The sequence below is a fragment of the Desulfosporosinus meridiei DSM 13257 genome, from assembly GCF_000231385.2.
Lineage (GTDB): Bacteria > Bacillota > Desulfitobacteriia > Desulfitobacteriales > Desulfitobacteriaceae > Desulfosporosinus > Desulfosporosinus meridiei.
Genome location: NC_018515.1, coordinates 2344380 through 2370702 on the forward strand (window position 1 = coordinate 2344380; position 26323 = coordinate 2370702).

Consider the following 26323-nt stretch of genomic DNA (forward strand, 5'->3'; position numbering starts at 1 on the left):
GCTTTAATAAAGCAGGGGTCTTGATGAGCGGTAAATCATTCAGACAATTGGGGATTGGTTTATTGAGCATATGTCAAGAATCAACAAATTAGCTATAAAATTATTTAATTCCATAATATTTCGTCTTTTTAAAAGAGGATTTTTTAATTTCTTGGCGAACATAGTTACTATTCCTTGTGATTGTTGTAACTATCTTTAATAAGGAGTAAGGATGAAAGAGGGGTTGTAATGAGTCAAAATAAAATAGGTTCTGTTTTGATTGTTGGCGCAGGGATTGCAGGGATTCAAGCAGCACTGGATTTGGCAGAGTCGGGATACTTAGTTCATCTGGTAGAAGAATCGTCAGCTATTGGCGGTACTATGCCGATGTTGGATAAGACCTTCCCAACCAATGATTGCTCCATGTGTATTTTGTCTCCAAAGCTAGTTGAATGCGGACGCCATCTGAATGTCAGAACCTACACCAACTCACAAGTTGTCAGAACTGAAGGAGAAGCCGGGAATTTCAAAGTCACCATTAAACAAAAAGCACGTTACATCGACCTGGAAAAATGCACAGGTTGCGGAGCGTGCGCTGAAGCATGTCCAGTCAAAGTCGATGATGAGTTCAACCAAGGCTTAGGAAAGCGTAAAGCTGCCTTCAAACAGTATTCCCAAGCTTTCCCTAATGCTTATGGCATTGACGAACAGAATTGCTTGTATCAAACCCGAGGAAAAGCCAAGGGGAAAGACATCTGCCTGAAATGTGTTAAAGCATGTCAAGCCGGTGCCATCGACCATCATATGGAAGACAAGGAATTTGAAGTCGAAGTAGGATCAATGATTCTTAATCCTGGCTTCAAAATATTTGATGCCGCTTCCTTGGATTATTACGGCTATGGAAAAATCAAAAGTGTCATCACAAGTTTAGAATTTGAGCGACTGCTCAGCGCATCCGGACCCTTCGACGGGCATTTAGTGAGACCTTTTGACAAAAAGGAACCTCAAAAAATTGCCTGGATTCAATGCGTAGGATCCAGAAATGCAAAAATCGGAAATAATTACTGTTCCGGTGTGTGCTGTATGTATGCAATTAAGGAAGCTGTAATTGCCAAAGAGCACAGTCATATTCCTGTAGACACAACCATTTTCTATATGGATATGAGAACCCCCGGAAAAGATTTTGAAAAATATTATAACAATGCCAAGAATCAACAAGGTGTTAATTTCATCCGTTCCAGAGTATATGAGGTCACCGAAGCTAAGGATGATTCTGGTGATGCAGTTATCAGATACTCCACAGAAGACGGTCAAATTTTAACCGATCAATTTGATTTAGTGGTACTCTCTGTCGGTTTAGAGCCAGGAGATAGCTCTAAGGAATTAGCTAAACTTCTAGACCTTAAAGTCAATAAGTATGGCTTCGCTGAGCTTGAGCCTTTGAGTGGGGTTAACACCTCTAAAGCAGGGGTTTTTGCTGCAGGAGCTTTCAGTGGTCCAAGAGATATCCCTGAAACCGTTATGCAAGCCAGTGCGGCTGCCGGTTCGGCCTCTGCTTTATTAGCGGAAGAACGGGGAACTTTAGTCAGTGAAAAAGAATATCCACCGGAAATGGATGTTGCCGGCGATGTTATTCGCACAGGAGTCTTTATTTGTCACTGTGGTGTCAATATCGGCAGTGTGGTTAATGTACCCAGCGTCGTTGAATATGCTAAAACCCTGCCCACTGTAGCTTATGCTACGGATAAGATCTATGCCTGTTCACAAGATGCTCAAGCATCGATTAAAGCGTTAATCAGTGAACAAAAATTAAACAGAATTGTTGTTTCCTCCTGTAGCCCAAGAACTCACGAGCCTTTGTTCCAAGAAACCTTGAAAGAAGCAGGGTTAAATGCTCACCTGTTCGATATGGCTAACATTCGTGACCAATGTTCCTGGGTTCATATGAATCAACCGGAACAAGCGACGGAGAAAGCTAAAGATCTCACAAAGTTAGCGATCGTTCGGGCCTCCATGCAGCAACAAACTCAACCAATCTTCATGGACATGAACCATGCAGCCTTGGTAATCGGCGGCGGTGTTGCCGGTATGACCAGTGCCTTATCCCTTGCTGATCAAGGGTATGAAGTTCATCTGGTTGAAAAGGACAGTGCTTTAGGCGGCGTCGCCAGAAGATTCTCCACCGGCTTCCGAGGAGAAGACATGAAAGCCTTTGTTGCAGAGCTTATCGAAAAGGTCAGCAATCATGCCAACATCAAGCTTCATGTAGGTGTAGGAATTAAAGATGTGGGCGGTTTCTTAGGCAACTTTACCACAACCTTAGAAAACGGAGAACAAATCGCTCATGGTGTTGCACTCCTTACTATTGGCGGTCAAGAGTATAAGCCTAATGAATATTTCTACGGTCAAGACGAGCGCGTCATGACCCAAATCGAAATGGATGAAGCTATTTACAACCATGATCCCAAAGTAGAAGGGGCCAAGAACTTTGTCTTCATTCAATGTGTAGGCTCACGTACTGTAGAAAACCCATACTGCAGCCGTACTTGCTGTACTAAATCCGTTAAATTAGCGCTGAAGATGAAAAAGAAAAATCCTGCTGCCAATGTCTTTGTTCTGTACAGAGATATGAGAACTTATAGTTACTTTGAAGAGGACTATGAGGAAGCAAGAAGAATTGGAATCATCTTTGTTCGCTACAGTGAAAACGCCAAACCCGTCGTTAGCAAAGAAGGGGATACCCTCCTTGTTACAGTTAATGATCATGTCTTAGACAGACCTATTGAAATAGAAACAGATGTCCTTTGCCTAGCAGCAGCTATCAAGGCTCCTGCCGATGGTAAAAAACTCTCTAAATGGTTCAAAATCCCCTTAAATGCCGAAGGCTTCTTCTTAGAAGCACATATGAAATTGCGTCCTGTTGACTTCAGCACTGATGGAGTATTTATGGCTGGTATCGCCCACAGTCCTAAAAACATGGAAGAAGTCATAGCTCAAGCTAAGGCTGCTGCAGGACGTGCGGGAGTAGCCCTGTCTAAAGATCAAGTAGAATCAGCGGGTCTAAATGCCTTTGTTAACAAACGTAAGTGTACCGCTTGCGGAACCTGCGAAGCTGTTTGCTCAGCTAAAGCTATCACCGTTGATCAAGTTAATCGCGTTGCAGTTGTCAATGATGCTCTCTGTAAAGGCTGCGGAGCTTGTGCTTCTAGTTGCCGTTGCGGAGCCTTAAGCCTCAGAGGATGTACCAACGAGCAAATTGTCGAGATGTTAAACTCCCTATAAATTTTTGGACATCGAATAACTAGGGAAAGGTAGATGATTATGGGAGAAATTCAGGTAGAAGCTGAAAATAAAAAGTACGAACCTAAAATTGCAGCTTTCTTGTGTAACTGGTGTAGTTATGCAGGAGCAGATTTAGCTGGTGTTGGCCGGGTACAATATCCGGCGACCATTAGGACGATTAGAGTCCCATGTTCCGGCAGAATCAATCCTTTATATGTTTTAAAAGCAATGGCTAATGGAGCTGACGGAGTCTTAGTTTCCGGATGTCACCCGGGTGATTGCCATTATATCAGCGGCAACTATGTAGCACGCCGAAAATTTGCGCTTATAAAATCCTTGCTCAACCACGTTGGCTTAGAGGAAGATCGAGTTAATTTTTCCTGGGTATCAGCAGCGGAAGGTATCCGCTTTGCAGAAGTCGTAAAAGGAGTTACCGAGCGTGTTAGTGCCCTCGGCCCTAATAACGGAATATTTAAAGTAGTTGATGACGGGGGTGCAGCAGCGGATGAATAATATCATTAACGATATCCGAGATAAAGCCCGTCAGTTGCTGGCAGAAGGCAAAGTTGACGTCGTTATTGGATACGAAAAGGGTTCCCTACCTCTTAAGGCCACACCATTCTTCGCCCATTCTCCTGCAGAGGTCGACTCATTGATTTGGGATGAAACCTGCGAGAATAACTTAGCCACTTATGTTGCTAAGACTCCCGGGAAAAAAGCTATTGTTGCTAAAGGCTGTGACAGCCGTGCCTTAGCAGTTCTCTTACAAGAAAACCAATTAGTCAGAGATGACTTGTATATTATCGGAGTTTCCTGTACCGGTGTTATCGACCAACGGAAAATCGTTGCTGAGGTGGGAGAAATCCTGGAAGCCGGCATCAATGACGGTAAAATTTCTGTAAAAGGAATGGCAGGGGATAAAGAGTATCTCTTCGCTGAAGTAAAAGATGCTACCTGCCAAACCTGTCGTTATCCTAACCCGGTCTTGGAAGATGTTCATATCGGAGAAACCGTAGAAGCTCCTCAGCAAGCTCCAGACTTTGCAGATGTTATAGCTCTGGAAGAAAAATCTACCGGCGAGCGCCAAGATTATTTCAAAGAACAAATGAGCAAGTGCATCCGCTGTTATGCTTGCCGCAATGCTTGTCCTTTGTGCTATTGCCAAGAATGCTTTGTGGATTGCAACTCCCCAAGATGGCTGACCGGCGGCGTGAATCGTGCCGAAAATCTCTTCTTCCAAGCCGGACGTGTCTTGCACTTAGCAGGCCGCTGTGTTGATTGTGGCGCATGTACACGTGCTTGTCCCCAAGGCGTCGACATCCGTGCCTTGAACCGCAAAATGACCAAAGATGTATACACCATGTACAATCATGAAGCCGGTATCAGTGAAGATGGCAAACCTGCTCTTAACGAATACACAACTAATGATCCAGAGCAGTTCTTGGTAAAGGAGTGAGGTGAAGATAATGAAGATAAGTAAAGAAAAATTTGGCCAGGCCTTTGATGCTTTGGTCGCTGATTATAAAGTAATTGCTCCTGTTAGTGATGGCAGCGGAATTGCTTTCACAGAAGTCAAAAGCTTCTCAGACGTCAAGCAAGATTATCTAAATTCTAAACTTCCTCCCAAAGCCTTTTTCTTTCCTCAACATGAAAAACTCATGTCCTATAAGAAAGAGGGTAAGGATGTCACCGTTAAGAGCGAACTGAAGGTTGAGAACACCATCCTTTTTGGCATAAGACCTTGTGATGCTAAAGGAATGCTGCTCTTAGATAAAGTTTTCAAAAATGATCAGTATACAGACCCTTATTATTATGAGCGTCGTGAGAAAGCTGTAATTATTGGTCTGGGCTGCACTAAAATTGCTCCTACTTGTTTCTGCTCTTCTTTTGAAATTTCACCTGCTGGAAGTGAAGGTTCGGATCTGTTTTTGATCGATCTCGGAGATTCCTATGAGGTAGAGGTTGTCACTGAGAAAGGAAAAGCTTTGGCTGATCGTTTAGCTCTTACTGAACTGACAGCTGATGAACAAGCCTTGGTTGAGAAAATTAAGAGTGCGGAAACCCCAAGTAAGATTGATGTTTCCAATACCACCAGTAAGCTTGATAAAATGTTTAACAGTCCTTACTGGGATACCCTCCAAGAAAAGTGCCTGGGGTGTAATGTATGTTCCTTCTCTTGTCCAACCTGCCATTGCTTTGATATTTCTGAGGAAGTACGCAAGAATGAAGGCACAAGAGTACGAACTTGGGATGCTTGCATGGCGCCGCTCTTTACACTTCATGGATCGGGTCATAACCCGCGGGATAACAAAAAGGCCCGTTGGCGTCAAAGATTGATGCATAAGTTCAACTATTTTGTCCACAACAATGGGTCTATGTCCTGCGTAGGCTGTGGTCGCTGCATAAAAAGTTGCCCAGTCAATATGGATATCCGACAAGTCGTTGATGGGGCTAACAAAGCAGAATTGGTGGTGGAATGATGCAACAGAATCCTTATCTCCCAATAACCATGAAACTAGTTAAGAATTTAGTGGAAACTGAAGATAGACTCATTAATACCTTTACCCTGGAATTTATGAACAAACAAGACGAAGAAAACTTCAAATACATGCCTGGCCAGTTTGCAGAACTTAGTGCCTATGGCCATGGCGAAGCTCCTTTTGGAATCGCAACCTCACCCACTGAGCCAGGAATTTTAAAATTCTCCGTAGCTAAGGTAGGCTGTGTCTCCAATGCTCTTCATCTCATGGAAGAAGGAACCATGGTCGGGGTTAGAGGCCCCATGGGTAACTACTATCCCATTGAACAGTTTAAGGGCAAAAATGTAGTTATCATTGGTGGAGGCTTTGCATTTACCACCCTGCGTTCCTTGGCAAAATACATGCTTGATGATAAGCATCGCGGAGATTATGGCGATATAACTGTTATTTACGGTGCCAGAAACCCCGGCTTATTGCTCTACAAAGAAGAATTAGCAGAGTGGGAAAACAATCCCAACATTAACTTAGTTACAACCATTGACAGACCGGCTGAAGGATGGACTAAACACGTAGGCTTTATTCCAAGCATTACTGAACAAATTGCTCCATCTTCCGTAGATACCTATGCTGTTGTCTGCGGACCACCGGCCATGATCAAATTCACCTTGCCTGTTTTAGAAAAATTGAACTTCCCTCCCGAGCGAATCTACACTTCTTTAGAAATGCGGATGAAGTGCGGGTTGGGAATCTGCGGACGTTGTAATATTGGTACAGAATATGTCTGTAAAGACGGCCCGGTTTTCTCCATGGCTCAATTGAAAGAACTGCCTAATGAATATTAATCAAGTCGGAGGTGATAGTAAGAATGGCTGAACCCATAAGAGTTAATGATTTAGATCCTACCCTTAGAGAAGAAGTGGCTGGACTATTAAAAGGATATGATTTCTCTAACTGCCTTACTTGCGGTATGTGTACGGCTGGATGTAAGTACAGTGATTTAGTTGAGGATAATGATCCGCGTAAATTTATTCGTAAAGTTGCTCTAGGATTACGTGAAGAAGTGGAAAATGATCCTTTTGTCTGGAGCTGCAATATGTGTGAGCGATGTACTGTTGAATGCCCAATGGGTGTCAATATTGCAGCTCTCACAAGAGCTTTCCGTGGAAAAACTGCTATGCCTCCGGGTCACTTACAACACATTGCCGATGACCATATACGTACGGGTAACCAAATGGCAGTCGAGCAACTTGATTATGATGAAACTCTAGAATGGCTCGAAGAGGAACTCCAAAAAGAATTAAATGATCCAAACTACAAAATTCCTATCGACAAGCCAGATGCAGATTTCATGTTCGGTTTCAATGCCAGAGAGGTCAAGCATTACCCTCACGAACTGCAAACCATCCTCCATGTCTTCTACGCAGCAAAAGCAAATTACACCCTGAGCAGCAGGCGTTGGGATGCTACTAACATCTGCCTGTTTACAGGTAAAAACGATGAGTTCCAAGAGATTTCCCGTCCGCTTTTTGAAGAAGTTGAACGTTTAAATGCTAAGGAATTAATCGTTACAGAATGTGGTCACGCATTCCGCTCGAGTAAAATGTTCCAGCGCAGCTTCTGGAAGGGAAAGCAATTCCCTGTACGTCATATAGTTGAACTTTACGCAGACTGGATCAAGGAAGGCAGACTGAAACTGGATAAGAGCAAGAATCCTCTGCCAGTTACCCTTCACGATCCTTGTAATACGGTTCGAAAAGAAGGGGTCTATGAACCACAGCGCTATGTTATTAAACATGTCGTCGAAGATTATCGTGAAATGAATCCAGATGGCAAGTATAATATTTGTTGTGGAGCTGGAGGCGGAGCATTGGCGGTTGCAGCGACTAAGCAACAGCGTATGGCTAAGGCTAAACCGAAAGTCGACCAATTAGTGGCAACCGGTGCTAAAATCGGATGTATCCCTTGCCACAACTGTATTGACCAGTTTAATGACATGAATAAATTCTATAAGCTAGGTATGAAAATGCACCATCTCAGTACTCTTATCGAGAATGCTTTAGTACCTGATGATGCTCCTGAGGCTCCGGCAGCAGAGTAACATAGGTCTAAATGCCACTAATAGCTTAGCTTAGACTAAAATCCTCTATGTATCGGAAAGCCCCGACGGCGGAATTATAACCGCATCGTCGGGGCTTTTTTAGGTATAATCATATACTTATTGCCGCGATGGAGAGTATAGGTGATTACTGGAAATACATCCATAACCATTGGTAGGAAATCGAGGACTTCCAACCAATGGTTATGGATAAGTGATATAATATCGTTACAGGATTTCATTCAACTGCTCTCTGAAGGCTGCAGATAACTCTATAATATTAAATATTACACATTGCTCTTCAAGAAAGGGTATAATATAAATTAGAATCGAGCCTATTGACCGCAGCATAGTTACGGAAACTACCTGCCTATAATCGGATCTGAATAATGATGAAAGAGAGCTAAACAATGGCAGTACAGATATTAACAGATAGTACAAGCTACTTACCTGAAGCAACCAGAAACGAATTCAACATAAGATCAGTGTCTTTAAATCTTACCTTTGGAACTGACAGCATTAGAGAAGTTGATATAGATAACCAGACTTTTTATCCAATGATGTCTGCGAAAGGGATTCCCATATCTTCCCAGCCTTCAATTGGCGAACTCTACCACGAAATGAAAAGTGTCGTAGAGACGGGGGATAGTATATGCTGCATCTTTCTGTCTGCTGAGATGAGTGGCACTTTCTCAACAGGTCAAATTGTCAAAGCTATGGTATTAGAAAAGCATAAGGATGCCCAGATAGAGATTATTGACTCCAGATCAAACTGCATGCAACTTGGCTTTGCAGTGCTGTTAGCGGCAAGAGCCGCGCAAGCGGGAGAATCGCTTGAACAAGTTAAAGAAGCTGCCTTAGATAATATTAGAAAAAGCAGGTTCATATTTATTCCGGATAACCTTGAGTATTTAAAAAAAGGTGGCAGAATTGGAGGCGCTAGTGCTTTAATTGGTAACCTTTTTAAAATAATTCCTATCTTGACAGTAGAAAATGGCAAGACAAATATTCTTATGAAAGTTAGAACTAAAAGTAATGCTGTTTTAGCTATGGTTGATAAGATGATGCAGGATATAAAAGAATATGGCTTAGGAGAAATTATCGTTCACCATATCAATTGCCAGACAGAAGCAAGGGACCTTGCCAGGGTGATTAAGGAAAAGATCAACGTAGATCCTGAAGTGCTAGATATCGGTCCAGTCATCGGTCTGCACGTCGGGCCTGGTGCAATCGGAATTGCTTATTATACAAAAATGCCCATGAGATCGTGATATAATGAATAGGTAAATATAAAGTGAACCGAGTAATCTTTTAGAAAGAGGTAATACTTGTGTACGAGTATAAAGGCATTAAGTTTAAAAATGCTAATCCAAAGCATTCCGATGGTACTAAAGCATGGAGCCAAGTGTGTAGAATTTGTGTATCTAACTATAAAATCGACCGCAGTAAACTGGAACTCGTTTGAAGTGGAACCTGTGGTGTGCAGGGCTGTACACGTCAAGCTAGTTTTTACATTAATTTTGAAGACGGAGAACTCATAGAAATAGATGATTTCTAAACTCTTAGGACTTGTGATACAATTAGAGTGAGGAGTAAGGAGGTCTTGACATGTCAAAATTCAGTAGAATAATTTGGTCCCTTGCGATTCTGTTAATTGTTAGCACAACGATTGTTTTTTCCTTTGGAGTCCTTATTGTCGGTGCAGTCACCCTGAGCCTATATGGATTATATCGACATTATTTCCCGAAAAAGAAATTAAAACATAGCACAAGATCCCAGATGTATACCTTTGGAGAAGTTATCGATATAAGATCAGAAGAGGTTCATGAAACAATTAATCTAAAAAAAATTCCTAAATAGCGTAAGCGAAAACCTTAGATAAGCTTAATAACAGTAACCGGATAGGTCAACGAAAGTTGATCTATCCGGCTTTTTTGTTACGGGTTCGATGATCTCCCTAAACATTTTTTTGTCTTTTCCTCGTGTTAAAGTTAAACCTATAAACTAAATCATAAAGACACAGCAGCATTATATAAGGAAAGAAGGTATCTATTATGGCAGTTTCAAGAGTCGGTATAGGTGAGTTTGGAAAAAGAAGTGGATCGCGGGGGACGCAAAAATGGTCAGTACTAGCAAATACTTTTTTAATCACTATGTCAATACTAACAGCTCTAGACCTTATGCTCGCTTATTTAAGTGGTGACACCTTAGTAAATTACACGATATCTGTACTAATGGATTTAACAATTTCAGGCTTGGGATTAGTCTTTTGCAGAGATTTAGTAACCAATAGGGATCAAGAATCTAGGATATGTTTTTTAGCCTATATGGTTTTTTTGTGGACATGTATTTCTGTTCTCAAATTAGTTTTCTGATCCTTAATAAAGGAAAGAACAAGTTTCAAGTAAGCTTGCTCCAGGAATATAATACCATATATTCTTGGAAGGAGGGCCACTATGGAGTTAAGTCAAAACAAACGCGTGGCTGATATGAACTATTTCGAATTAATTGCTTGGCTAGGTATAGGCAGTTCTCATCCAGGAGGCTTTCCTGCCACCAAACAAAATCTTGCTGTCCTGCAAATCTTGCCTGATGAGTATGTGCTTGATGCTGGGTGTGGCAGTGGTCTTACCGCATGTTATTTAGCTAAAACAATTGGCTGCAAAGTTATGGGAATAGATATAAATTCTCAAATGATTGAAAAAGCGCGCACTAGGGCCGAAAAAGAGGGAGTATCTCATTTGGTCGAGTTCAATATTGCCAATGTTTATGACCTGCCCTTCCCAGACAATAAATTCGATATTGTGATAGGTGAATCAATTACAGTATTTTTAGATAAAGTAAAGGTTTATCGAGAATTCTTTAGAGTACTAAAGCCTGAGGGAAGAATAGCTGACTTGGAAATGGCCTTACTAAAGGAATTGCCGGTTAATCTTCGGCATCAAATGGAAGATTGTTTCGGTGCAGGAACTAATCCGTTGTCTTTTGAAGAGTGGCATAACTGTTTAGCAGAAGCAGGATTTCAGGATGTAGAAATTAAGAACCCCCAAGCCTTAAAGGATAATGGCAATATAGTTATGAATGAGCTCAAAAAAGATTGGGTTTTAATTAAGGATCTCACCAATAAAATCAAAAGACAGCCCACTCTTTTGCCTAGATTGCAAAAGAATGCAGGCTTTATGAAGCGTAACCGGAGTTACTTTGGATTTGGTCTAATTTATGGTCGAAAACCTACACCAGTAAAATTGGGCTTTAAAGATTGGGTACGACAAGTAATATTTAGAAAAAAAACTAACAGTAGTAAGTAGTATTAAGGGATAAATTAATTAAGAAAATGTATGGAATATGAATATTTTGCCAATCCTATAGGGGCTTATAGGAGGTAAACATTTTACAATGAATAATCAAGCTTTAAAGACAAAATCTGAGGAGACGGCAACAAGAATCTATTTCAATCGTTGTTTTTCCTCAACTCACAAAATTATCCAAAGGTTTTTAGCAGATAATAATTCCCAAAAGTATGAACTTTATATTTCACACGTGTCACCGAATATCTATTTGGAAGAAATCGCTGATTATTTTGAAGTTGAGCCAGCTATCGATGGAAAGGACTATGCAGACTATTGTTTGGACTTTTGTCAGAAACACAATATTAATATTTTTATACCCAGATATAATGTATCAACATTGATTAAGTTTAAGGATCTCTTTGAAAATCTCGGGGTTAAAGTAATGTTTGTGGGGAATAGTGAAACTTATCAACTTCTTGACAATAAATTGAAAACTTATGAGGCTTTAAAGAACAAAGATATTTTAGGAATTCCGAAATCTTTTTCTGTTAGAAATTACCCAGATTTTCAGATGGCCGAAGATCAAATATCTAAAAACGGAAAGACATGTTTGAAGCCAATCTCTGGAATAGGGGGAGATGGCTTCAAACTTATCATAGACACTATGTCAGAAGAGGATGAACTTTATAAAACGACAAGTTCGACAATCGTTAAAGATAGAATCGTTAGGATATTAAAGAATTCGAATAATCTAAAACCATTTATGGTAATGGAATACTTAGAAGGTGACGAATACTCTATTGATTGTTTAGCAAACAGGGGAGAACTAATCATAGCAATTCCCCGCAGAAAGCTAGACCTATATCGGCAGAACATTGAATATCGAGAAGATCTCATTGAGCTGGCTCAAAAACTTGCTAAAGAATTTTCGCTGAGTTATTTATTTAATATTCAAATCAAATATCATAGAGGTAAAGCCTATCTAATAGAAATTAATACCCGCATGTCAGCTGGAATTCACAAATCCTGTTTTACTGGGGTAAACTTATTAGATCTAGGTATCAAGTTGCTCATGGGAAAGAAGGTTACTACTCCAGAAAATATTCGCTGGGGCATTCAAATACGAACAACTGAAAATTATGAAGTTGTTAATTTATAAAGCAAAAGATCAAGTGATTCTTAGCTTCAGATGGAGTTTTCCTAAGAGGAATACTTACTCCATCTGAGCTTAGAATCACTTATCTAGGGACGTAGCAGCCCTTATCTCATCCTCACCGCTAAAGTTGTTCTCGAAACCCTCACCCAGGTTTCGTTACTGGATGCTTTCTTACTTGTAGAAGATAGGAGTCTTACGACTGGTAGTCATCGGAGAAACTCAGGAATTGAGCTAAAATAAAAAAACCATTGAGCTGGTCAATAGTTTAAAATGAAATACTTATGTATAAAAATATGTTGGTGCCGATGACCGGAATCGAACCGGTACGGATGTTAAGTCCGCGGGATTTTAAGTCCCGTGCGTCTGCCAGTTACGCCACATCGGCATTTAAATTAGAGAACATTTTTGGTGGGCCATCCGCGACTCGAACGCGGGACACCCTGATTAAAAGTCAGGTGCTCTAGCCGACTGAGCTAATGGCCCAATGGTATTGGAGAGACGATTTATATATTACAGAATAATTGTCTAAAAGTCAATGACATTCTTAGGAAATAACTAGCACACATTCTTTCGATATAATTTTAAAGAGGATTATTACTCTTACAAGGGGTGAAATTCTAAGTATTCATACAGCGAGATTAAAACCCCACAAGTAAAGTAACACAAGGTTTAAATATAGGGAGGAAAAATAAATGGATGATTTAAAGAAATTGCAGGAAGCTCAAGAGAAAACTCTAAAGAATAATCAGAATCAAGGTGAAGGAAATCCGGATCGAAAACTCCCCAATAAACAACATAGTACCAACAAATAACCAATAACAAATAATTCAGGGACAGATGTTTCGTGTGAGTACATCTAGTCCCTATTTTTATGTGAAAAGTTATAGTGCCAGCTAAAAGCTATTGTTAAGGGAGGGCAGATGACCGCTTGAAAAAGTGAGAGTCTCAAAATTAATAAAGGCTCCCTATTATTTTGTAGTATTATAATTACGTAGTATAATTAGTTCATTGAAATCTTTTTAATTCAAATCACATTAACAAACCCTATCATGCTTTGAAAAAAGATAGGAAATGGTGTATAAAGATGTAGGTATCCTATGTTGACAAAGCTTGGTAAGACCAATGTATGGTAGCACTGACGCTATTTTTGCATGCTCAGTGCTATTATTATTCACGAACAATCTTAATTTGTGGCTGTTTTAGTGAGTTTTGCCAGCGCTAACCCATAGATTGAAGATGTTAGCATATTAAATACTTCAACCATTGTTTTCCTTCCCGAATTTACAAGCTATAGTATATAATCTTTATGTTAGTCCTTAATAACCTAGGAGTATTGCATGGAAATGGAGAGAGCTTAGGAATGAATGTAGCCTTTTTTCTGATACCTAAAAAGAATATCGTCTTTCTGAAAGAAGGTGCCACCATGCGCCAGGCCTTGGAGAGAATGGAATATCATAGTTATTCTGCTGTTCCACTTATTAATGACGAAGGAAAATACGTTGGTACAATAACTGAAGGGGATCTACTTTGGAAGTTGAAAAATACCCCCGGTCTGACTTTCCAAAACACTGAGGATATTCGTTTGAGCGAAGTAAAGCAACATGTTCAAAATATACCTGTTACGATTAATGCCCAAATGGAGGATTTAATTTCCAGAGCCGTTGTTCAGAACTTTGTGCCTGTAGTTGACGATCAAGAAGTTTTCATTGGCATTGTACGTCGTCGAGAAATGATAGAATACTGCTCTAAACTGTTAGTTCAACGAAATAATTAGCGATAACAGATGCCGAAGATTAATTTACAGAATTAGCTGTATTTAATGATCTAGTAATGAAAGGGTGTAATCAAATGAAAGATAATCCAAATAAAGTATGGGTGGTTGTTAGCCCTAAACGGGCCAGAAATCCAGAATATAATCAATATAATTCAATAGAAGAAGCACTTTCAGATTTTGATGATTGGACACAAGAAACGAGCAGTATAGCTGGATGCGAGATCCTCTATAGAGGAGTCACTTTAATGAAATCATCCAGAGGCATAGTGGGCGGAGCTGCCTGCGAGCAGTATCATCCAGACTGTACAGTAAAGAGTAAACTGCCAAACTCGATTGAGATTAAAAATTGTGAAGAATGCGTAAGGAAAATGATCGAAGATTACGTCTTATAGCAGTGGCCAATGGAGGTAAACTATGATTTTAGGTAAATCTTTAGAGGAATGGCAGCGGGAATATCCGCTTCTGATAGAAATGCTCAAGACTAATGAGGTATTCTGGTTAAATCCAAACTATCGTAATTATGAAAGCGCAGTTGCTAAGATTCCTTTGACCGAGGCTGATGTGAGGGATGCGGAAGAACGTTTGCGAAAATTCGCTCCTTATATTGCCAAGGTATTTCCTGAAACAAAAGAAAATGCTGGGATTATTGAGTCTCCTTTGATTTCTATTCCTCGAATGAAAGAGAAAATGGAGAGTCTATTCAACAAACCAGTTGTTTGCAAAAACTTATTGCTTAAGTGTGACAGTCATCTGCCTATCTCAGGGTCAATTAAGGCTAGAGGAGGCATTTATGAGGTGCTCAACTATGCTGAAAAATTAGCACTGGAATTTGGGATATTATCAAGAGAAGACGATTATGTGATTTTTGACAGCGATAAATTTCGGGAGTTCTTTTCCAAATACTCTATTGTGGTTGGTTCAACGGGTAATTTAGGCCTTAGTATCGGTATTATCAGCGCAAAATTAGGCTTTAAGGTTACTGTCCATATGTCTGCTGACGCAAAACAATGGAAGAAAGATCTTCTAAAGAGTAAAGGTGTTAATGTAATTGAACATCTGTCGGACTATAGTAAAGCAGTTGAGGTGGGCAGAAGACAGGCTGAAACGACTCCTAATAGTTATTTTGTTGATGATGAGAATTCAACTGCCCTGTTTTTAGGGTACGCTGTGGCTGCATTAAGAGTAAAAGAACAACTCAATCATCTAAATATTGTTGTCGATGATGCCCACCCATTATTCGTTTACCTGCCTTGTGGTGTTGGCGGTGGACCCGGTGGGGTATCTTTTGGGCTTAAACTGATTTACAAAGATAATGTACATTGCTTTTTTGCTGAGCCTACTCATTCTCCTTGCATGTTATTAGGCTGTATGACAGGAGAACACGATAACCTATGTGTACAAGATTTTGGGATTGATAACCTTACTGCTGCTGATGGGCTGGCTGTCGGGAGAGCATCAAGATTTGTGGGTAAAACCATCGAAAATCTATTAAGTGGTATTTACACTGTCAATGATCAAGTTCTGTATAGATTGTTAAGTAATATGGCCGATACAGAAGGGATATTTCTGGAACCTTCTGCTCTAGCAGGTGCCCCAGGTATCTTTAATTTGTTGGGCTCAGATGCTGGTCAAAAATACATTGAGTCTAATGGACTGCATGATATAATTCAGAACTCCTCGCATATTATCTGGGCAACTGGTGGTAAAATGGTACCGGCATCGGAAATGAATGATTATTATCGAGTCGATAGCTTGAAATAAATTAAGCTACTCAAACTTCTACGTTCTTAGGCAATAAGAACTTATGCATTTTTGAATACGAATTAAAATAAGCAGCAAAATATTAAGTAACAGTCAAAAATAGGTTAAGTGTTGGAGTGATAAAATGATTGAGTTTAAAGAAATAGAATTAGCTGATAAGAAGTGGATGGAACCTCTTCTTGTCACTTCAGATATGCGTGGTTGTCATCAAAACTACACAAACATATTCGCCTGGTCAAAAATCTACAACTATCGTATAGCCGAGGTCAATCATCACCTGGTGGTCAAAGGGGTTATCAATGATTCCCCCTATTATTTTTTTCCGGCCGGGTCAGATGATATTCTGTCAGTATTTGAAGCAATGAAGCAAGATGCAGCTACTTGCAGCCATGAATTTGTTTTAGCAGGCGTATCTCCAGAAAACATGGCAATTATGAATAGGGTGTTTCCGGAACACTTTGAATATAAGCCGATGCGCGAAAGCTACGATTATGTATATTTATTGGACAAGTTAGTAAAGTTAACCGGTAATAAACTTCATTCTAAGCGAAATCACATCAACCGATTTATTAAGGAAAACCCTGACTGGAGTTTTGAACGATTATCGTCGGAAAATATTGCGGAGTGCTGGGAGATGAACTTAGAGTGGTGCAAACTAAATAGTGCTCATGAGCAAGATGAGATTGCTAAAGAATGTTGTGCTGTCCGACGTTGTTTTGAAAATTATACCGATCTGGGTTTAGATGGAGGACTAATTCGTGTACAAGGTAGAGTAATTGCTTACACGATGGGGGAGAGACTAAATTCTGATACTTATGTTATTCATATAGAAAAAGCCTTTGGTGAGATTGCTGGTGCCTATCAAATCGTAAACCGTGAATTTGCTGCATTTATCCAGCAGAACTATCCTGAGCTCGTTTATGTAAACCGCGAGGAAGATATGGGTATTGAAGGATTAAGAAAAGCCAAGTCATCTTACCATCCTGAATTCCTAGAAGAAAAATACTTTGCCACTTATTTTGAGGCTTAAGATCATTGTTCAGATGATGACCTAGGTTTATTGAAGCACGTTTTACCCAATAATGATGGAGATAAATACAAAAAATGCTTGAAAAAAGGCTAGCCCAGACTGGTGAGATTGATCAACTTAAAGAGTTATGGAGACTTTGCTTCGGTGATCCTAAGGATTATATTGATTTATACTTTGCCAACCGTTATAAGAATGAAAATACGTGTATTTTGCTCAAAAACAATGAGATTTTGGCAATGCTTACTATGTTGCCTGTCAAAACTGTGTTCAAGGATCATTGCAGTATTGATACAGCTATGTTATATGCTATTGGAACCCACCCAAGCTGGCAAAACAATGGTTTTGCTACTCAATTAATGGATTTTAGTAACCAATATCTGAGGGCGAACAAATATGGACTTTCTATTTTAGTACCGGCAAAGAAAGAGCTCTTTGCATACTATCATAGGCGTGGCTATCAAGATGGGTTTTACGTTAGGGAGACTTTTCTTAATCGGACTGATGTAGATTGCTTGCCAATCGAAAAGCAATTAAATTGTGAAATACGATCGGCGACTCCGGAAGACTATAATAGAATAAGGAATAGACAGCTAGAAGGCCGACTTTATATTTCTTATCTTGATAAAGACATTCTCTACCAAAAAGAAATATCCCAGTACTCTGGCGCTGACATTTATGCTATTAATTTAGAAGGAATTGAAGGATGCTTTGCTGTTGAAAGAGTATCTTCAGATGTTGTCTTGATCAAAGAATGCTTGCTTCCTGAAGAGTTGCTAAACCCAGCAATCAAGCAGATTGTCCAACAAATTACCGCAAAGGAATATATACTCCGCACCCCCGCTTACTTAGGTGAACAATTAGGAGGTTCCCTACGTCTATTTGGACTGATTAAATCAAACAACGAAGAGGATGTAAGAATTTCCCCGAAAGACTTAGGGTATCTGGGGTTGGCTTTTGATTGAACGGGGCGAGATTAGTATCTCGCCCCGTTCTCGTTATAGTACTAAACTATCTTTTTCTCTTTGCCATAAGATTGCTGATAAATCCTTTAATTCCACCTTTTTTAGGTTCTTCCCAGGCTGGCTGTAAAGGGAGTTGTCCGCGTTGGTCTGGATATCCTTGATTAAATCTCTGAGGTGAGGGTGAATATCCTTGAACTTGCTGGCCTTGCATCCCAGGTATAGGAGATTGTTGTAGTGTGCCAAATCCTTGAGGAGGGTATCCGGGTGCCGAGTAGCCTTGACCACCTGGGTTTTGTGGATTGTTTCTCCAATTAGGATTCCTGCCAATTTGTCCTCTGCCTGCCGAGGGAAATCTCTGAAAGCTCTGATCTGGCCTCCATGTCTGGTTATTTGGGTTGAATTGCCCCATTGGTATAGGTTGGTAACCTGGATTTTGTTGGGGCAGGGATTGTTGATTCCAGAATGGGTTTATTCTATCATAAGACATAATATCATCTCCACATCAAACCATAATAGGTAATATATTCTAGATTATTCAGATCTTCAGGGTTTCGCCACAAATGTGGTCGTAATCTATATTAGCAATTTACTGAGGGTAGAACCCCCTGCCCTTGCCGCAGCACATTAGAAACCTTGGCTGGCGCCCGAAGACACTGGCTTCGCATGTATCAAACCTTCTTGCAGTATACAACGAAAGTTATACTTTCTGACTAGTACAAAAAACCGAAGCAAGCTTCGGTTCATAGTTGACGATTGTGTTTAATAGTACATTTGTTAAAAAGTAAAAGACTGTGAGGTGTGCTACTATTTACTAAACTTCTACTGTTGGGTCATCTGTTGGGTCATCTGTTATGTCTTCTATTAGATTTTCTGTAGGAACTTCGATTTCTTCAATTTTCAAACTTGTTTTTGTCAGGGCACCATTTTGAATCTCAGATATCAATGTTTTAAAATTTTCAACGAACTGTTTTTTTTTCTGGAGCCAATTTTTGCCGGTATTAAAGGTTACTTGAGTTTTCTCCTCGACATTTTGCAAAGCGCTCTGTGCTTTGTCTTTAATCACAACGGCTTTTTCTCCTAATTTGTGTGCCTGGTCCGCTAGATCTTGGCGCAATTCCTGACCGCTTTTAGGAGCTAGTAATAGGCCGGTTACTGCACCGGCAAGACTTCCAAACACGGCTGCCTTAATAACCTTTTTCCGCTCGACCTTGCTTTTCGCCATCTTTTCCACTCCTTTGAACTTAACAATTTGACTAAAAGTCATTTTAATAGTTCCGCATCTGAGAATTATCAGGAAAGTATACTCATCAAATAACTAATAAATATGTGACGGTTTATGTGGTACTTAAGGGGGAAGATATAGTACGGGGGTCGTGTTTGAATACAAAGTCATACTTTCATAGTTGATTTTTTCAGATCTAACCTATTATATGCTTCCAAATAGAAAACGCCTCAAGAACATCCCGTTTAAAGATTACATAAGATAGAATTAGATGACATAATTTTGTAGCTCAGATAGAGGAGGATTGACAATGTCAACCGATGATTTCATCAGGTCAAAGAGCGACTTGGTACATAAACCATTTACAAGTGTTGTAATTTTGCGTAAGAATTATCTGGGCATTGTCAATGCTTATCCTTCACCTTCACCAATGCATTCTTTACCGAACCATTGTTCAACCAAACCAGATTATCACCCTGAATTTGTTAATGTCCAATCTAGCCAACAAACAATTAGAAAAAATGAACCATTCAAACTAGGTCAAAAGGTTGATGAAATTGTAAGTTTAAACAAAGCCCTCTATTTTACTCCACCAAAGAGGTTTGTAAAACTACTATGCCTCGTCATAACTTTGAGTGGGATACTGATAGTTAAAAATAAAAAGTGGAAATTTCACTGATATATAAGGTTTACAGGAGAATATAACTCTAAATTATAAACTAAGGAATAGGCACTCTAAGTTATAGGATAGAGAGCTTATTCCTTTTGTCTCAAGATTGATATCTTCATTTGAGTCAGTTTAATATCTAAGTGAAGATTTAGAAGAAGTCGAAAAGAAGGTTATCTAACTGTTTGTAAAAGTTGTATAAATATAGTAAACCACACAAATAATAGGCTTGAAGGTGTTTTTTTCTACAAAGGAGGGCGAACAATGTCAGAACAAGATCAGATGCTTACTCAACGCGAAACTATTGAGCTTCATGAACTTCTTAGTATTGAAGTAATGGCAAAGAAAAAACTCAAAACTACTAAAACGACAATCCAAGATTATAGTGAACTTTCAAGTTATGTCGATGATGTTATTAATGCTAAAGAACAGAACGTTGAAGAATTAAAACAATTTATTAGTAGTAACGTACTACAATAGGAGGTGTTATTATATGGGCTGGTTTGAGGATCTATTTGGAATTCAAGATTCTGACACTACTAAGATGGCGGAAAAAGAAATTGCTATTGATATGCTGAAAGATTCGAAGTTTATGCTTAATTCAATGTCTATGGCGATAACTGAAACAACCAATCCTCAACTAAGAGAAATTCTTAAAAGGCAACTTAATAGCTCAATCCAAAACCACTTTCGATTGGTCGACCTATCTGTTCAAAATAATTGGTATCTGCCACGCTCAACACCCATCGAACAAGTTAAACAAGATTATGAAGAAGCTTCAACTACTTAGTTCTTAAGAAAATAACGTGCTAGGAGGGATTAGGTTGGCAAAACAAAATGAACTTACCACTCACGAAATGCTGGAGTTGCATGAAATACTATGTAATGAGACATTAGGAATAAAAAAAATTGAATCGATGATAAGTATAGTTAAAGACCAAGAACTTGCTTCTTATATCAAAAATAACGTAACTGCCCGCCGTGAAAAATTAAAGGGATTTCAGGATCTGGTTTTCGATAAGACTCTTCAATGATAGGAGGTTAAATATATGCCAACATTCACAAATGCCTTAAGTGACCAAGATATTGTTAATGACATGTTGAAAGACTCCAAGTTTGCAATTCATTCACTATCTGTAGCACTTGGAGAGAGTACTTCGACTGTCTTCAGAGAAAAACTTGTTAATCAGTTGAACACCTGCATAGATGATCACTTTAAGTTAAGTGACTTTGCTGCTCAGAAAAATTGGTATCAGCCTTATCAGTCACCGGAACAGCAGTTGCAGCAGGACATCAATACTAGTTTAGGCTATGTATAAAACTATATTCAATCTAAAAATGCATTGGCGAGAGGGATTTAAATCTCGCCAATGCATTTTTAGATTGAATTTCTTCTTTTGTCAGGCATCTAAAGCACATAAAATATTTGCAGACAATTTAAAATACAATAAAATATATGGAATATTTGTATTGTAATAAAGGTAATAAAAGGAAGGAATATGCTTTGCCTAAGTGAATGATTAAGCTTTAATAGGAGGGGAAGAGTATGTCATTAAACACACAATTCAGTAAAGAGAAGAGGCTAGAATTCAAAGAGAGAGAAAACAGAGAACAGATTTTTACTATCTTAGGAACTGTAAGTGCAGGGATTATTGTTTTAGTTTTTGTTGTTGCCAAGTTAATTAATTAATTTTGGATAATAGTAACTGGTTGATGTGGTATAATCTTTTTTGTAGCAAATGGCAATTTGATATGGAGATTTATATTTGCCAGTTCATTTTCGATTAGCTGGCTTTTTTTCTCTAAGATTAGTAAAAGTCAAAGCAGGTATTACTCAAATATTTTAAGAAGTTAATATCATTTCGGGGTTAAATCAATAGCTAGAAAAGCATCAAGTAACAAAAATGACGCCTTAATCAAAGCGTCTCCCTTTTTCTTTAAGATGTGCCCCATAATTGAAAACCAGAATTAATAATAAGCAGATAATGTACAAAATTAAATACTTCATATAACACCAACTTCTATAATTCCTTGCTCTGCATCAAATTTAGCCTATTAAATACCTTTCTATATCACTAAAGGAATTGCCAAAAGTAACAGCGGATATTCTCTTTCCTTTAATATACTTATGGGTCAGGTTTTTTTTGAAAGTCTTTTTGTAGTATGCAAGAAGACTTTCAAAGTTATCGACTTGGTTTATAATTATCTCAGGCTTGATAAAGCCATCTATTTCGATTTGGACTCCAACATATTGGTAATCAAGTTCTTTTGCGCGTTCAAAGGTACAGCTCAAATATTCAAGGGTTAAAGATCCCATCACTAATTCTCCTCATTATCAATCTAGTATTAAGAATATATTAAAATGTGTCTCTCCGTAATGACCTAAACATCCTATCATGAATAGGTCTAAAGACTCATTGGATTAACATTAGTCATTTCAATTGATAAATCTGTTTAAATGTAATAATATAAACACATTAATAAAAGACATTTATGAAAGTCGGGGATAAGATGATTAATAGAGTTAATAGCATGGAAGTGAGAAAGATTAATCGCAATGCTATCTATAAGTTTTTATATAAGCGGGATCCAATCTCAATTCAAGAAATAGCCCAGTCCTTAAATATGAGTTTACCTACGGTTACTCAAAATATCAAAGAATTGCAAGAAAGAGATTTAATTATTGAAACTGGTTTATTTGAATCAACAGGTGGTAGAAAGGCAAAGGCGATAACCTTTAATAGCCAGAAATATGCTATTGGCTTAGATATCACCCGAAATCATGTTGGAATTGTATTAATTGATTTAAGTGGGAAGTTACTTAAAAATGTACGCAAGCAGTATCCATTTGTCAACTCCAAAGAGTATTTTCAGGGCGTTGGTAACTTAGTAAAGGAATTTATTGATGAGAGCACTATTGAAAGTTCTAAAATTCTGGGTGTAGGTATAGCATTACCCGCAATATTATCAGCTGATAAACAAACTGTTAATTATGCAACTGTTATCGATTTCCAAGGGGGAAGCGTGAAGGAATTTTGTGAGTTTATACCTTATCCCTGCATTTTGAGTAACGATGCTAATGCGGCAGGGGTTGCAGAACTATGGAATGAAGACGATATTCAAAATGTGGTATATCTCTCTCTTAATAATAGTGTTGGTGGATCTATTATAATAGGAAAGAATATTTTTTCGGGACAAAATCAACGTAGTGGCGAGTTTGGACATATGACAATTGTTCAAGATGGACGCACTTGTTACTGTGGTCAAAAGGGCTGTGTTGATGTATATTGTTCAGCTAAAATCCTATCAGACAGTACTAACGGAAGTATTGCTGAGTTTTTTAGACTCTTAAAATTAAACAATGAACCTCAAAAAACTCTTTGGGATGAATATCTTTCACATTTAGTTGTAGTTATTAATAACTTAAGAATGCTTTATGACTGTAATGTAATTATAGGCGGATATGCTGGAGCCTATATGGACGAATACATTGAGGAATTGAGAGAATTAGTCTCAAAAAGAAATTCATTTGAGGTTGACGGAAAGTATTTGCATGTCTGCAAATACAAGTTAGAAGCCACAGCTGTCGGAGCAGCTTTACAACACGTGGAGAATTTTATCAATAATATTTAGTAGTGATTTATTATTATCGAGATCCTAGATCCTTGATAGGGAAACCTTAGTTACTCAGACAAATACTTGAATTTTTATGGAAAATATTGTAGTGAATTGAAATTGCAAAATTAATCTGAAATGTATAACTTTACAAGTAAAATGTAGGTTGACTTAGGCGAAAAATGAGTTATAATTTTATTGGAACTTATTAAAACATATTTACAAAAGTCTTATATAAATCGCAGGAAACAAGTTATTTTTACATTAACATGATTTAAGTCGAGAAAAATGAGGGATCTTAAGAGAAAAGATTCTATACCAATTACGGAAAATCAGCAAGCATGAGAAAGGATTATTCAAATAATCTCATGGGGGAAGAAAATGAAAGATAATATTAAGCTGCGGGTGTCACAAATTGAAAAGTCTTTTCCGGGTGTTAAAGCTCTAGACAAAATTGATTTTGCCGTAAAAAAAGGTTCGGTTCATGTTCTGTGTGGAGAGAACGGGGCCGGTAAATCTACCTTAATGAAAATCATTAATGGAATTTATCAACCGGATAGCGGTCAGATCTATATAGACGAAAAACCTGTAAAAATCAGTAATCCTATCCAGGCAAGAACTCTTGGAATTTCCATGATATTCCAAGAGATGAGTTATGTGCCGGAGATGACCGTAGAAGAAAATCTCTTTCTCGGAAATCTCCCCGTCAAAAAGTTCGGTAATGTTAATTGGAAAGAGGTAAGACAACGCACTCAAGACCTCTTAGTGGCGGAAAACCTTCCATACTCACCGACGACTCCACTCAAGGATCTAACTATCTCAGATATTCAGATGTTGGAAATTATTAAAGCCATTTCTTACAAGTCTGATATCATCATTATGGACGAGCCGACTTCAGCAATTACCCTTAAAGAAGTAGAGAAGCTATTCGTAAAGATAAGAGAACTTAAGGCACGTGGAGTAAGCATTATCTATATATCTCATAAGTTAGATGAAGTTTTCCAGATCGCCGATGATATAACGGTGTTAAGAGATGGAACAGTTGTAGAAAGCCACCCTAAGGAAGAGCTGGATATTGAAACAGTAATCGCCTTAATGGTAGGACGTAAACTGACTACGACATTTCCCAAGGAGCAAGTTCCTATCGGGGAAGATATGCTTCAAGTTGAAAACTTCACTTATCCCAATTTATTTCATAACGTAAATTTCCACGTAAAAAAGGGTGAGATTTTGGGATTTGCCGGGCTAATGGGTTCAGGACGAACTGAAGTTATGCGTTCATTATTTGGTCTGGAACCTAAAACAGCAGGTGTAGTGAAGATAAAAGGTCAAGAAGTTAAGATTACCAATGTTCAGCAGAGCATTCAGCATGGAATGGTCATGCTTTCAGAAGACAGGCGACGATATGGTATTATCCCTATGCGCTCCGTTAAGGAAAATACGACTCTCTCTAACCTGAAATCCGTTTTTTATTCCTGCAGAAACCACAAAAAAATCGAGAGAAAATTAGTCTCAGAAATCCTTAACAAAATGAAAATTAAAACACCAACCATTGATACCCCGATTGCTACTTTGAGTGGAGGTAATCAACAAAAAGTGGTTCTCGCTAAATGGATGTTGAGAAATCCGGATATTCTAATCTTGGATGAGCCAACTCGCGGGATTGATGTTGGGGCTAAATATGAAATATACAAGCTTATGACTGATTTGGCTAAAGAAGGTAAAGTTGTAATTATCGTTTCTTCTGAACTCCCCGAGGTCATTGGAATGTGTGATAGGATTTATGTCATGGCGAAAGGGACAATTACCGGGGAGATAAATCGAGAAGATTTTTCTCAAGAACTCATTATGAAATATGCTACTGGGACTCTAACAGCAGGGGGGGTGAACTAAAATGAAACTAGATAATCGTTTTTGGACCACAGTTAAAAAGAAATACAGTATTTATTTAATTTTAGTCGGTTTGTTTATTGTATGTTCGCTGGCTAACCCTAACTTTTTGTCAATTAATAACTTGACAAACATCTCCAGACAATTGTCCGTAACCACTATTCTGGCCCTAGGTGCGACGATGCTTATCATAAGTGGGATGCTGGACTTGTCATCAGGTTCTGTTCTAGCACTTGCTGGAGTATTTGCAGTATCCACATATAAAGCTACCGGATCTTTGTTACTGGCAGTTGCGGTGGGTATTTTCACCGGGATTATCTGTAATGCCATTAATGCTCTCATGATTAGTACTTTTAAGGCACCTCCATTTATTGCTACCTTGGCAATGCTTACTGTGGCACGTGGTGCTGCACTTCTCTACACAAAAGGACAGAATATCCTCCAGCTGGGGAATTTTGTAGAGTTAGGACAGGGATCAATCGGAGTTATTCCTATTCCGATCATTTTTCTGGTAGCGATTGCAATTTTGACCTGGTATTTATTGAATCATACCCGTTTTGGACGTTCTCTTTATGCGGTTGGCGGGAATGAAGAAGCTGCAATTGCTTCAGGGATTAATGTCCATAAAGTAAAATACACTGTATTTATCATTAACGGTATCTTTGTAGGGCTTGCCGGGGTTCTCTTTATGTCCCGTGTTAACGCAGGTCTCCCTAATGGCGCAATCAATTATGAATTTACAGCACTAACAGCCGCTATTATTGGAGGAACGAGCTTTTCCGGCGGGATTGGTACTGTTGGAGGAACACTTGCCGGTGCGTTTATTGTTGGCTTTCTAGACAACATTATGAACTTAAATAATGTGGACTCTTATATGCAGCAAATTGTGCGTGGTACAATTATCGCTCTTGCCGTAATCTATGATATCCGCTCAAGGAACCGTCGAGCAAACAGCATGCTAGGAAAAGTCGAGGATCAAGGGGCGGCTAAAAAGTAGAAGCATCAGTTAAGGTTATTTAATGATCAAAATATCATCTCTTTAACGAAACTAGGTTAAAGAACGATTAAATAGCCTTGCTGTTTAAAGATATAACATATCAAGAGAGAAGGATGGAGAAAA

29 protein-coding genes and 2 tRNA genes are annotated in these 26323 nt (G+C 38.8%); 26 read left to right on the top strand and 5 right to left on the bottom strand.

The features are described from left to right. Window positions 1-228: 228 nt before the first annotated feature. The 11 genes from DESMER_RS10730 (at window position 229) to DESMER_RS10785 (ending at window position 12285) form a co-directional block, all read left to right on the top strand. Window positions 229-3261, top strand: a complete 3033-nt coding sequence (locus tag DESMER_RS10730; protein WP_014903074.1) for an FAD-dependent oxidoreductase — start codon at window positions 229-231, stop codon at window positions 3259-3261. A gap of 39 nt (window positions 3262-3300) precedes the next feature. Then, on the top strand, window positions 3301-3774 hold the full coding sequence (locus DESMER_RS10735) for a hydrogenase iron-sulfur subunit (protein ID WP_014903075.1): 474 nt from the start codon (window positions 3301-3303) through the stop codon (window positions 3772-3774). Then, a complete protein-coding gene (locus DESMER_RS10740; protein ID WP_014903076.1) occupies window positions 3767-4717 on the top strand; it encodes a 4Fe-4S dicluster domain-containing protein in 951 nt (316 codons plus the stop codon). The genes DESMER_RS10735 and DESMER_RS10740 overlap by 8 nt, the downstream gene beginning before the upstream one ends. A gap of 10 nt (window positions 4718-4727) precedes the next feature. Continuing rightward, complete coding sequence (locus DESMER_RS10745) at window positions 4728-5741, top strand: 4Fe-4S dicluster domain-containing protein (RefSeq protein WP_014903077.1); 1014 nt, start codon at window positions 4728-4730, stop codon at window positions 5739-5741. Next, on the top strand, window positions 5741-6583 hold the full coding sequence (locus DESMER_RS10750) for an FAD/NAD(P)-binding protein (protein WP_014903078.1): 843 nt from the start codon (window positions 5741-5743) through the stop codon (window positions 6581-6583). Before DESMER_RS10745 ends, DESMER_RS10750 begins: the two co-directional genes overlap by 1 nt. 23 nt (window positions 6584-6606) lie before the next feature. Then, window positions 6607-7839 carry a (Fe-S)-binding protein gene (locus DESMER_RS10755; protein WP_014903079.1) on the top strand — a complete coding sequence of 411 codons (1233 nt, stop codon included), beginning with the start codon at window positions 6607-6609 and terminating at the stop codon, window positions 7837-7839. 407 nt (window positions 7840-8246) lie between these two features. Then, window positions 8247-9107 carry a DegV family protein gene (locus DESMER_RS10760; protein WP_014903080.1) on the top strand — a complete coding sequence of 287 codons (861 nt, stop codon included), beginning with the start codon at window positions 8247-8249 and terminating at the stop codon, window positions 9105-9107. 337 nt (window positions 9108-9444) lie between these two features. Next, window positions 9445-9696, top strand: a complete 252-nt coding sequence (locus DESMER_RS10770) for a hypothetical protein (protein ID WP_014903082.1) — start codon at window positions 9445-9447, stop codon at window positions 9694-9696. A 194-nt stretch (window positions 9697-9890) separates the two neighbouring features. Beyond that, a complete protein-coding gene (locus DESMER_RS10775) occupies window positions 9891-10211 on the top strand; it encodes a hypothetical protein (RefSeq protein WP_014903083.1) in 321 nt (106 codons plus the stop codon). An 81-nt stretch (window positions 10212-10292) separates the two neighbouring features. Then, window positions 10293-11144, top strand: a complete 852-nt coding sequence (locus DESMER_RS10780) for a class I SAM-dependent methyltransferase (protein ID WP_014903084.1) — start codon at window positions 10293-10295, stop codon at window positions 11142-11144. Window positions 11145-11232: 88 nt separating this feature from the next. After that, a complete protein-coding gene (locus DESMER_RS10785; RefSeq protein WP_014903085.1) occupies window positions 11233-12285 on the top strand; it encodes an ATP-grasp domain-containing protein in 1053 nt (350 codons plus the stop codon). Between the two features lie 294 nt (window positions 12286-12579). Here the strand turns inward: DESMER_RS10785 and DESMER_RS10790 are convergent. Continuing rightward, window positions 12580-12667 (bottom strand) — tRNA-Leu (locus tag DESMER_RS10790). A 21-nt stretch (window positions 12668-12688) separates the two neighbouring features. Continuing rightward, window positions 12689-12765, bottom strand: a tRNA-Lys gene (locus tag DESMER_RS10795). Window positions 12766-12974: 209 nt separating this feature from the next. On the opposite strand from DESMER_RS10795, the gene DESMER_RS10800 reads away from it, so the two are divergent. The 6 genes from DESMER_RS10800 to DESMER_RS10825 all read left to right on the top strand — a co-directional run bounded on the left by DESMER_RS10800 (window position 12975) and on the right by DESMER_RS10825 (window position 17809). Then, a complete protein-coding gene (locus tag DESMER_RS10800; protein WP_014903086.1) occupies window positions 12975-13094 on the top strand; it encodes a DUF4023 family protein in 120 nt (39 codons plus the stop codon). Between the two features lie 548 nt (window positions 13095-13642). Next, window positions 13643-14056: a CBS domain-containing protein gene (locus DESMER_RS10805; RefSeq protein ID WP_042333673.1), complete on the top strand. Its 414-nt coding sequence runs from the start codon at window positions 13643-13645 to the stop codon at window positions 14054-14056. A gap of 74 nt (window positions 14057-14130) precedes the next feature. After that, window positions 14131-14448: a hypothetical protein gene (locus tag DESMER_RS10810; protein WP_014903088.1), complete on the top strand. Its 318-nt coding sequence runs from the start codon at window positions 14131-14133 to the stop codon at window positions 14446-14448. Window positions 14449-14473: 25 nt separating this feature from the next. Then, window positions 14474-15817 carry a D-serine ammonia-lyase gene (gene dsdA, locus DESMER_RS10815; protein WP_427854282.1) on the top strand — a complete coding sequence of 448 codons (1344 nt, stop codon included), beginning with the start codon at window positions 14474-14476 and terminating at the stop codon, window positions 15815-15817. 124 nt (window positions 15818-15941) lie between these two features. After that, window positions 15942-16847 carry a DUF2156 domain-containing protein gene (locus tag DESMER_RS10820; protein ID WP_014903090.1) on the top strand — a complete coding sequence of 302 codons (906 nt, stop codon included), beginning with the start codon at window positions 15942-15944 and terminating at the stop codon, window positions 16845-16847. A 74-nt stretch (window positions 16848-16921) separates the two neighbouring features. Continuing rightward, window positions 16922-17809 carry a GNAT family N-acetyltransferase gene (locus DESMER_RS10825; RefSeq protein WP_014903091.1) on the top strand — a complete coding sequence of 296 codons (888 nt, stop codon included), beginning with the start codon at window positions 16922-16924 and terminating at the stop codon, window positions 17807-17809. Between the two features lie 46 nt (window positions 17810-17855). On the opposite strand, the gene DESMER_RS10830 is transcribed toward DESMER_RS10825, so the two are convergent. Continuing rightward, window positions 17856-18296 carry a hypothetical protein gene (locus DESMER_RS10830; protein ID WP_014903092.1) on the bottom strand — a complete coding sequence of 147 codons (441 nt, stop codon included), beginning with the start codon at window positions 18294-18296 and terminating at the stop codon, window positions 17856-17858. Between the two features lie 324 nt (window positions 18297-18620). Next, complete coding sequence (locus DESMER_RS22590) at window positions 18621-19031, bottom strand: YtxH domain-containing protein (protein ID WP_014903093.1); 411 nt, start codon at window positions 19029-19031, stop codon at window positions 18621-18623. A 310-nt stretch (window positions 19032-19341) separates the two neighbouring features. Between DESMER_RS22590 and DESMER_RS10840 the strand changes: the two genes are divergently transcribed. The 6 genes from DESMER_RS10840 (at window position 19342) to DESMER_RS23970 (ending at window position 21388) form a co-directional block, all read left to right on the top strand. Beyond that, on the top strand, window positions 19342-19710 hold the full coding sequence (locus DESMER_RS10840) for a hypothetical protein (protein WP_014903094.1): 369 nt from the start codon (window positions 19342-19344) through the stop codon (window positions 19708-19710). Window positions 19711-19962: 252 nt separating this feature from the next. After that, window positions 19963-20178: a hypothetical protein gene (locus DESMER_RS10845; protein WP_014903095.1), complete on the top strand. Its 216-nt coding sequence runs from the start codon at window positions 19963-19965 to the stop codon at window positions 20176-20178. 13 nt (window positions 20179-20191) lie between these two features. Next, the gene (locus DESMER_RS10850) at window positions 20192-20488 is read left to right on the top strand and encodes a spore coat protein (protein ID WP_014903096.1); all 297 of its coding nucleotides are present in this window, start codon (window positions 20192-20194) and stop codon (window positions 20486-20488) included. 34 nt (window positions 20489-20522) lie between these two features. Then, complete coding sequence (locus tag DESMER_RS10855; protein ID WP_014903097.1) at window positions 20523-20732, top strand: hypothetical protein; 210 nt, start codon at window positions 20523-20525, stop codon at window positions 20730-20732. Window positions 20733-20747: 15 nt separating this feature from the next. Beyond that, entirely contained in the window at window positions 20748-21017 is a 270-nt protein-coding gene (locus tag DESMER_RS10860; protein ID WP_014903098.1) for a spore coat protein, read from the top strand. A 227-nt stretch (window positions 21018-21244) separates the two neighbouring features. After that, window positions 21245-21388 carry a hypothetical protein gene (locus DESMER_RS23970; RefSeq protein ID WP_014903099.1) on the top strand — a complete coding sequence of 48 codons (144 nt, stop codon included), beginning with the start codon at window positions 21245-21247 and terminating at the stop codon, window positions 21386-21388. 357 nt (window positions 21389-21745) lie between these two features. Here the strand turns inward: DESMER_RS23970 and DESMER_RS10865 are convergent, their stop codons facing one another. Then, window positions 21746-22015, bottom strand: a complete 270-nt coding sequence (locus DESMER_RS10865) for a hypothetical protein (protein WP_014903100.1) — start codon at window positions 22013-22015, stop codon at window positions 21746-21748. Between the two features lie 194 nt (window positions 22016-22209). On the opposite strand from DESMER_RS10865, the gene DESMER_RS10870 reads away from it, so the two are divergent. The 3 genes from DESMER_RS10870 (at window position 22210) to DESMER_RS10880 (ending at window position 26200) form a co-directional block, all read left to right on the top strand. After that, entirely contained in the window at window positions 22210-23331 is a 1122-nt protein-coding gene (locus DESMER_RS10870; RefSeq protein WP_042334450.1) for an ROK family protein, read from the top strand. A 363-nt stretch (window positions 23332-23694) separates the two neighbouring features. After that, complete coding sequence (locus DESMER_RS10875; RefSeq protein WP_014903102.1) at window positions 23695-25206, top strand: sugar ABC transporter ATP-binding protein; 1512 nt, start codon at window positions 23695-23697, stop codon at window positions 25204-25206. Window position 25207: 1 nt separating this feature from the next. Continuing rightward, window positions 25208-26200: an ABC transporter permease gene (locus DESMER_RS10880; RefSeq protein WP_014903103.1), complete on the top strand. Its 993-nt coding sequence runs from the start codon at window positions 25208-25210 to the stop codon at window positions 26198-26200. Window positions 26201-26323 lie beyond the last annotated feature (123 nt).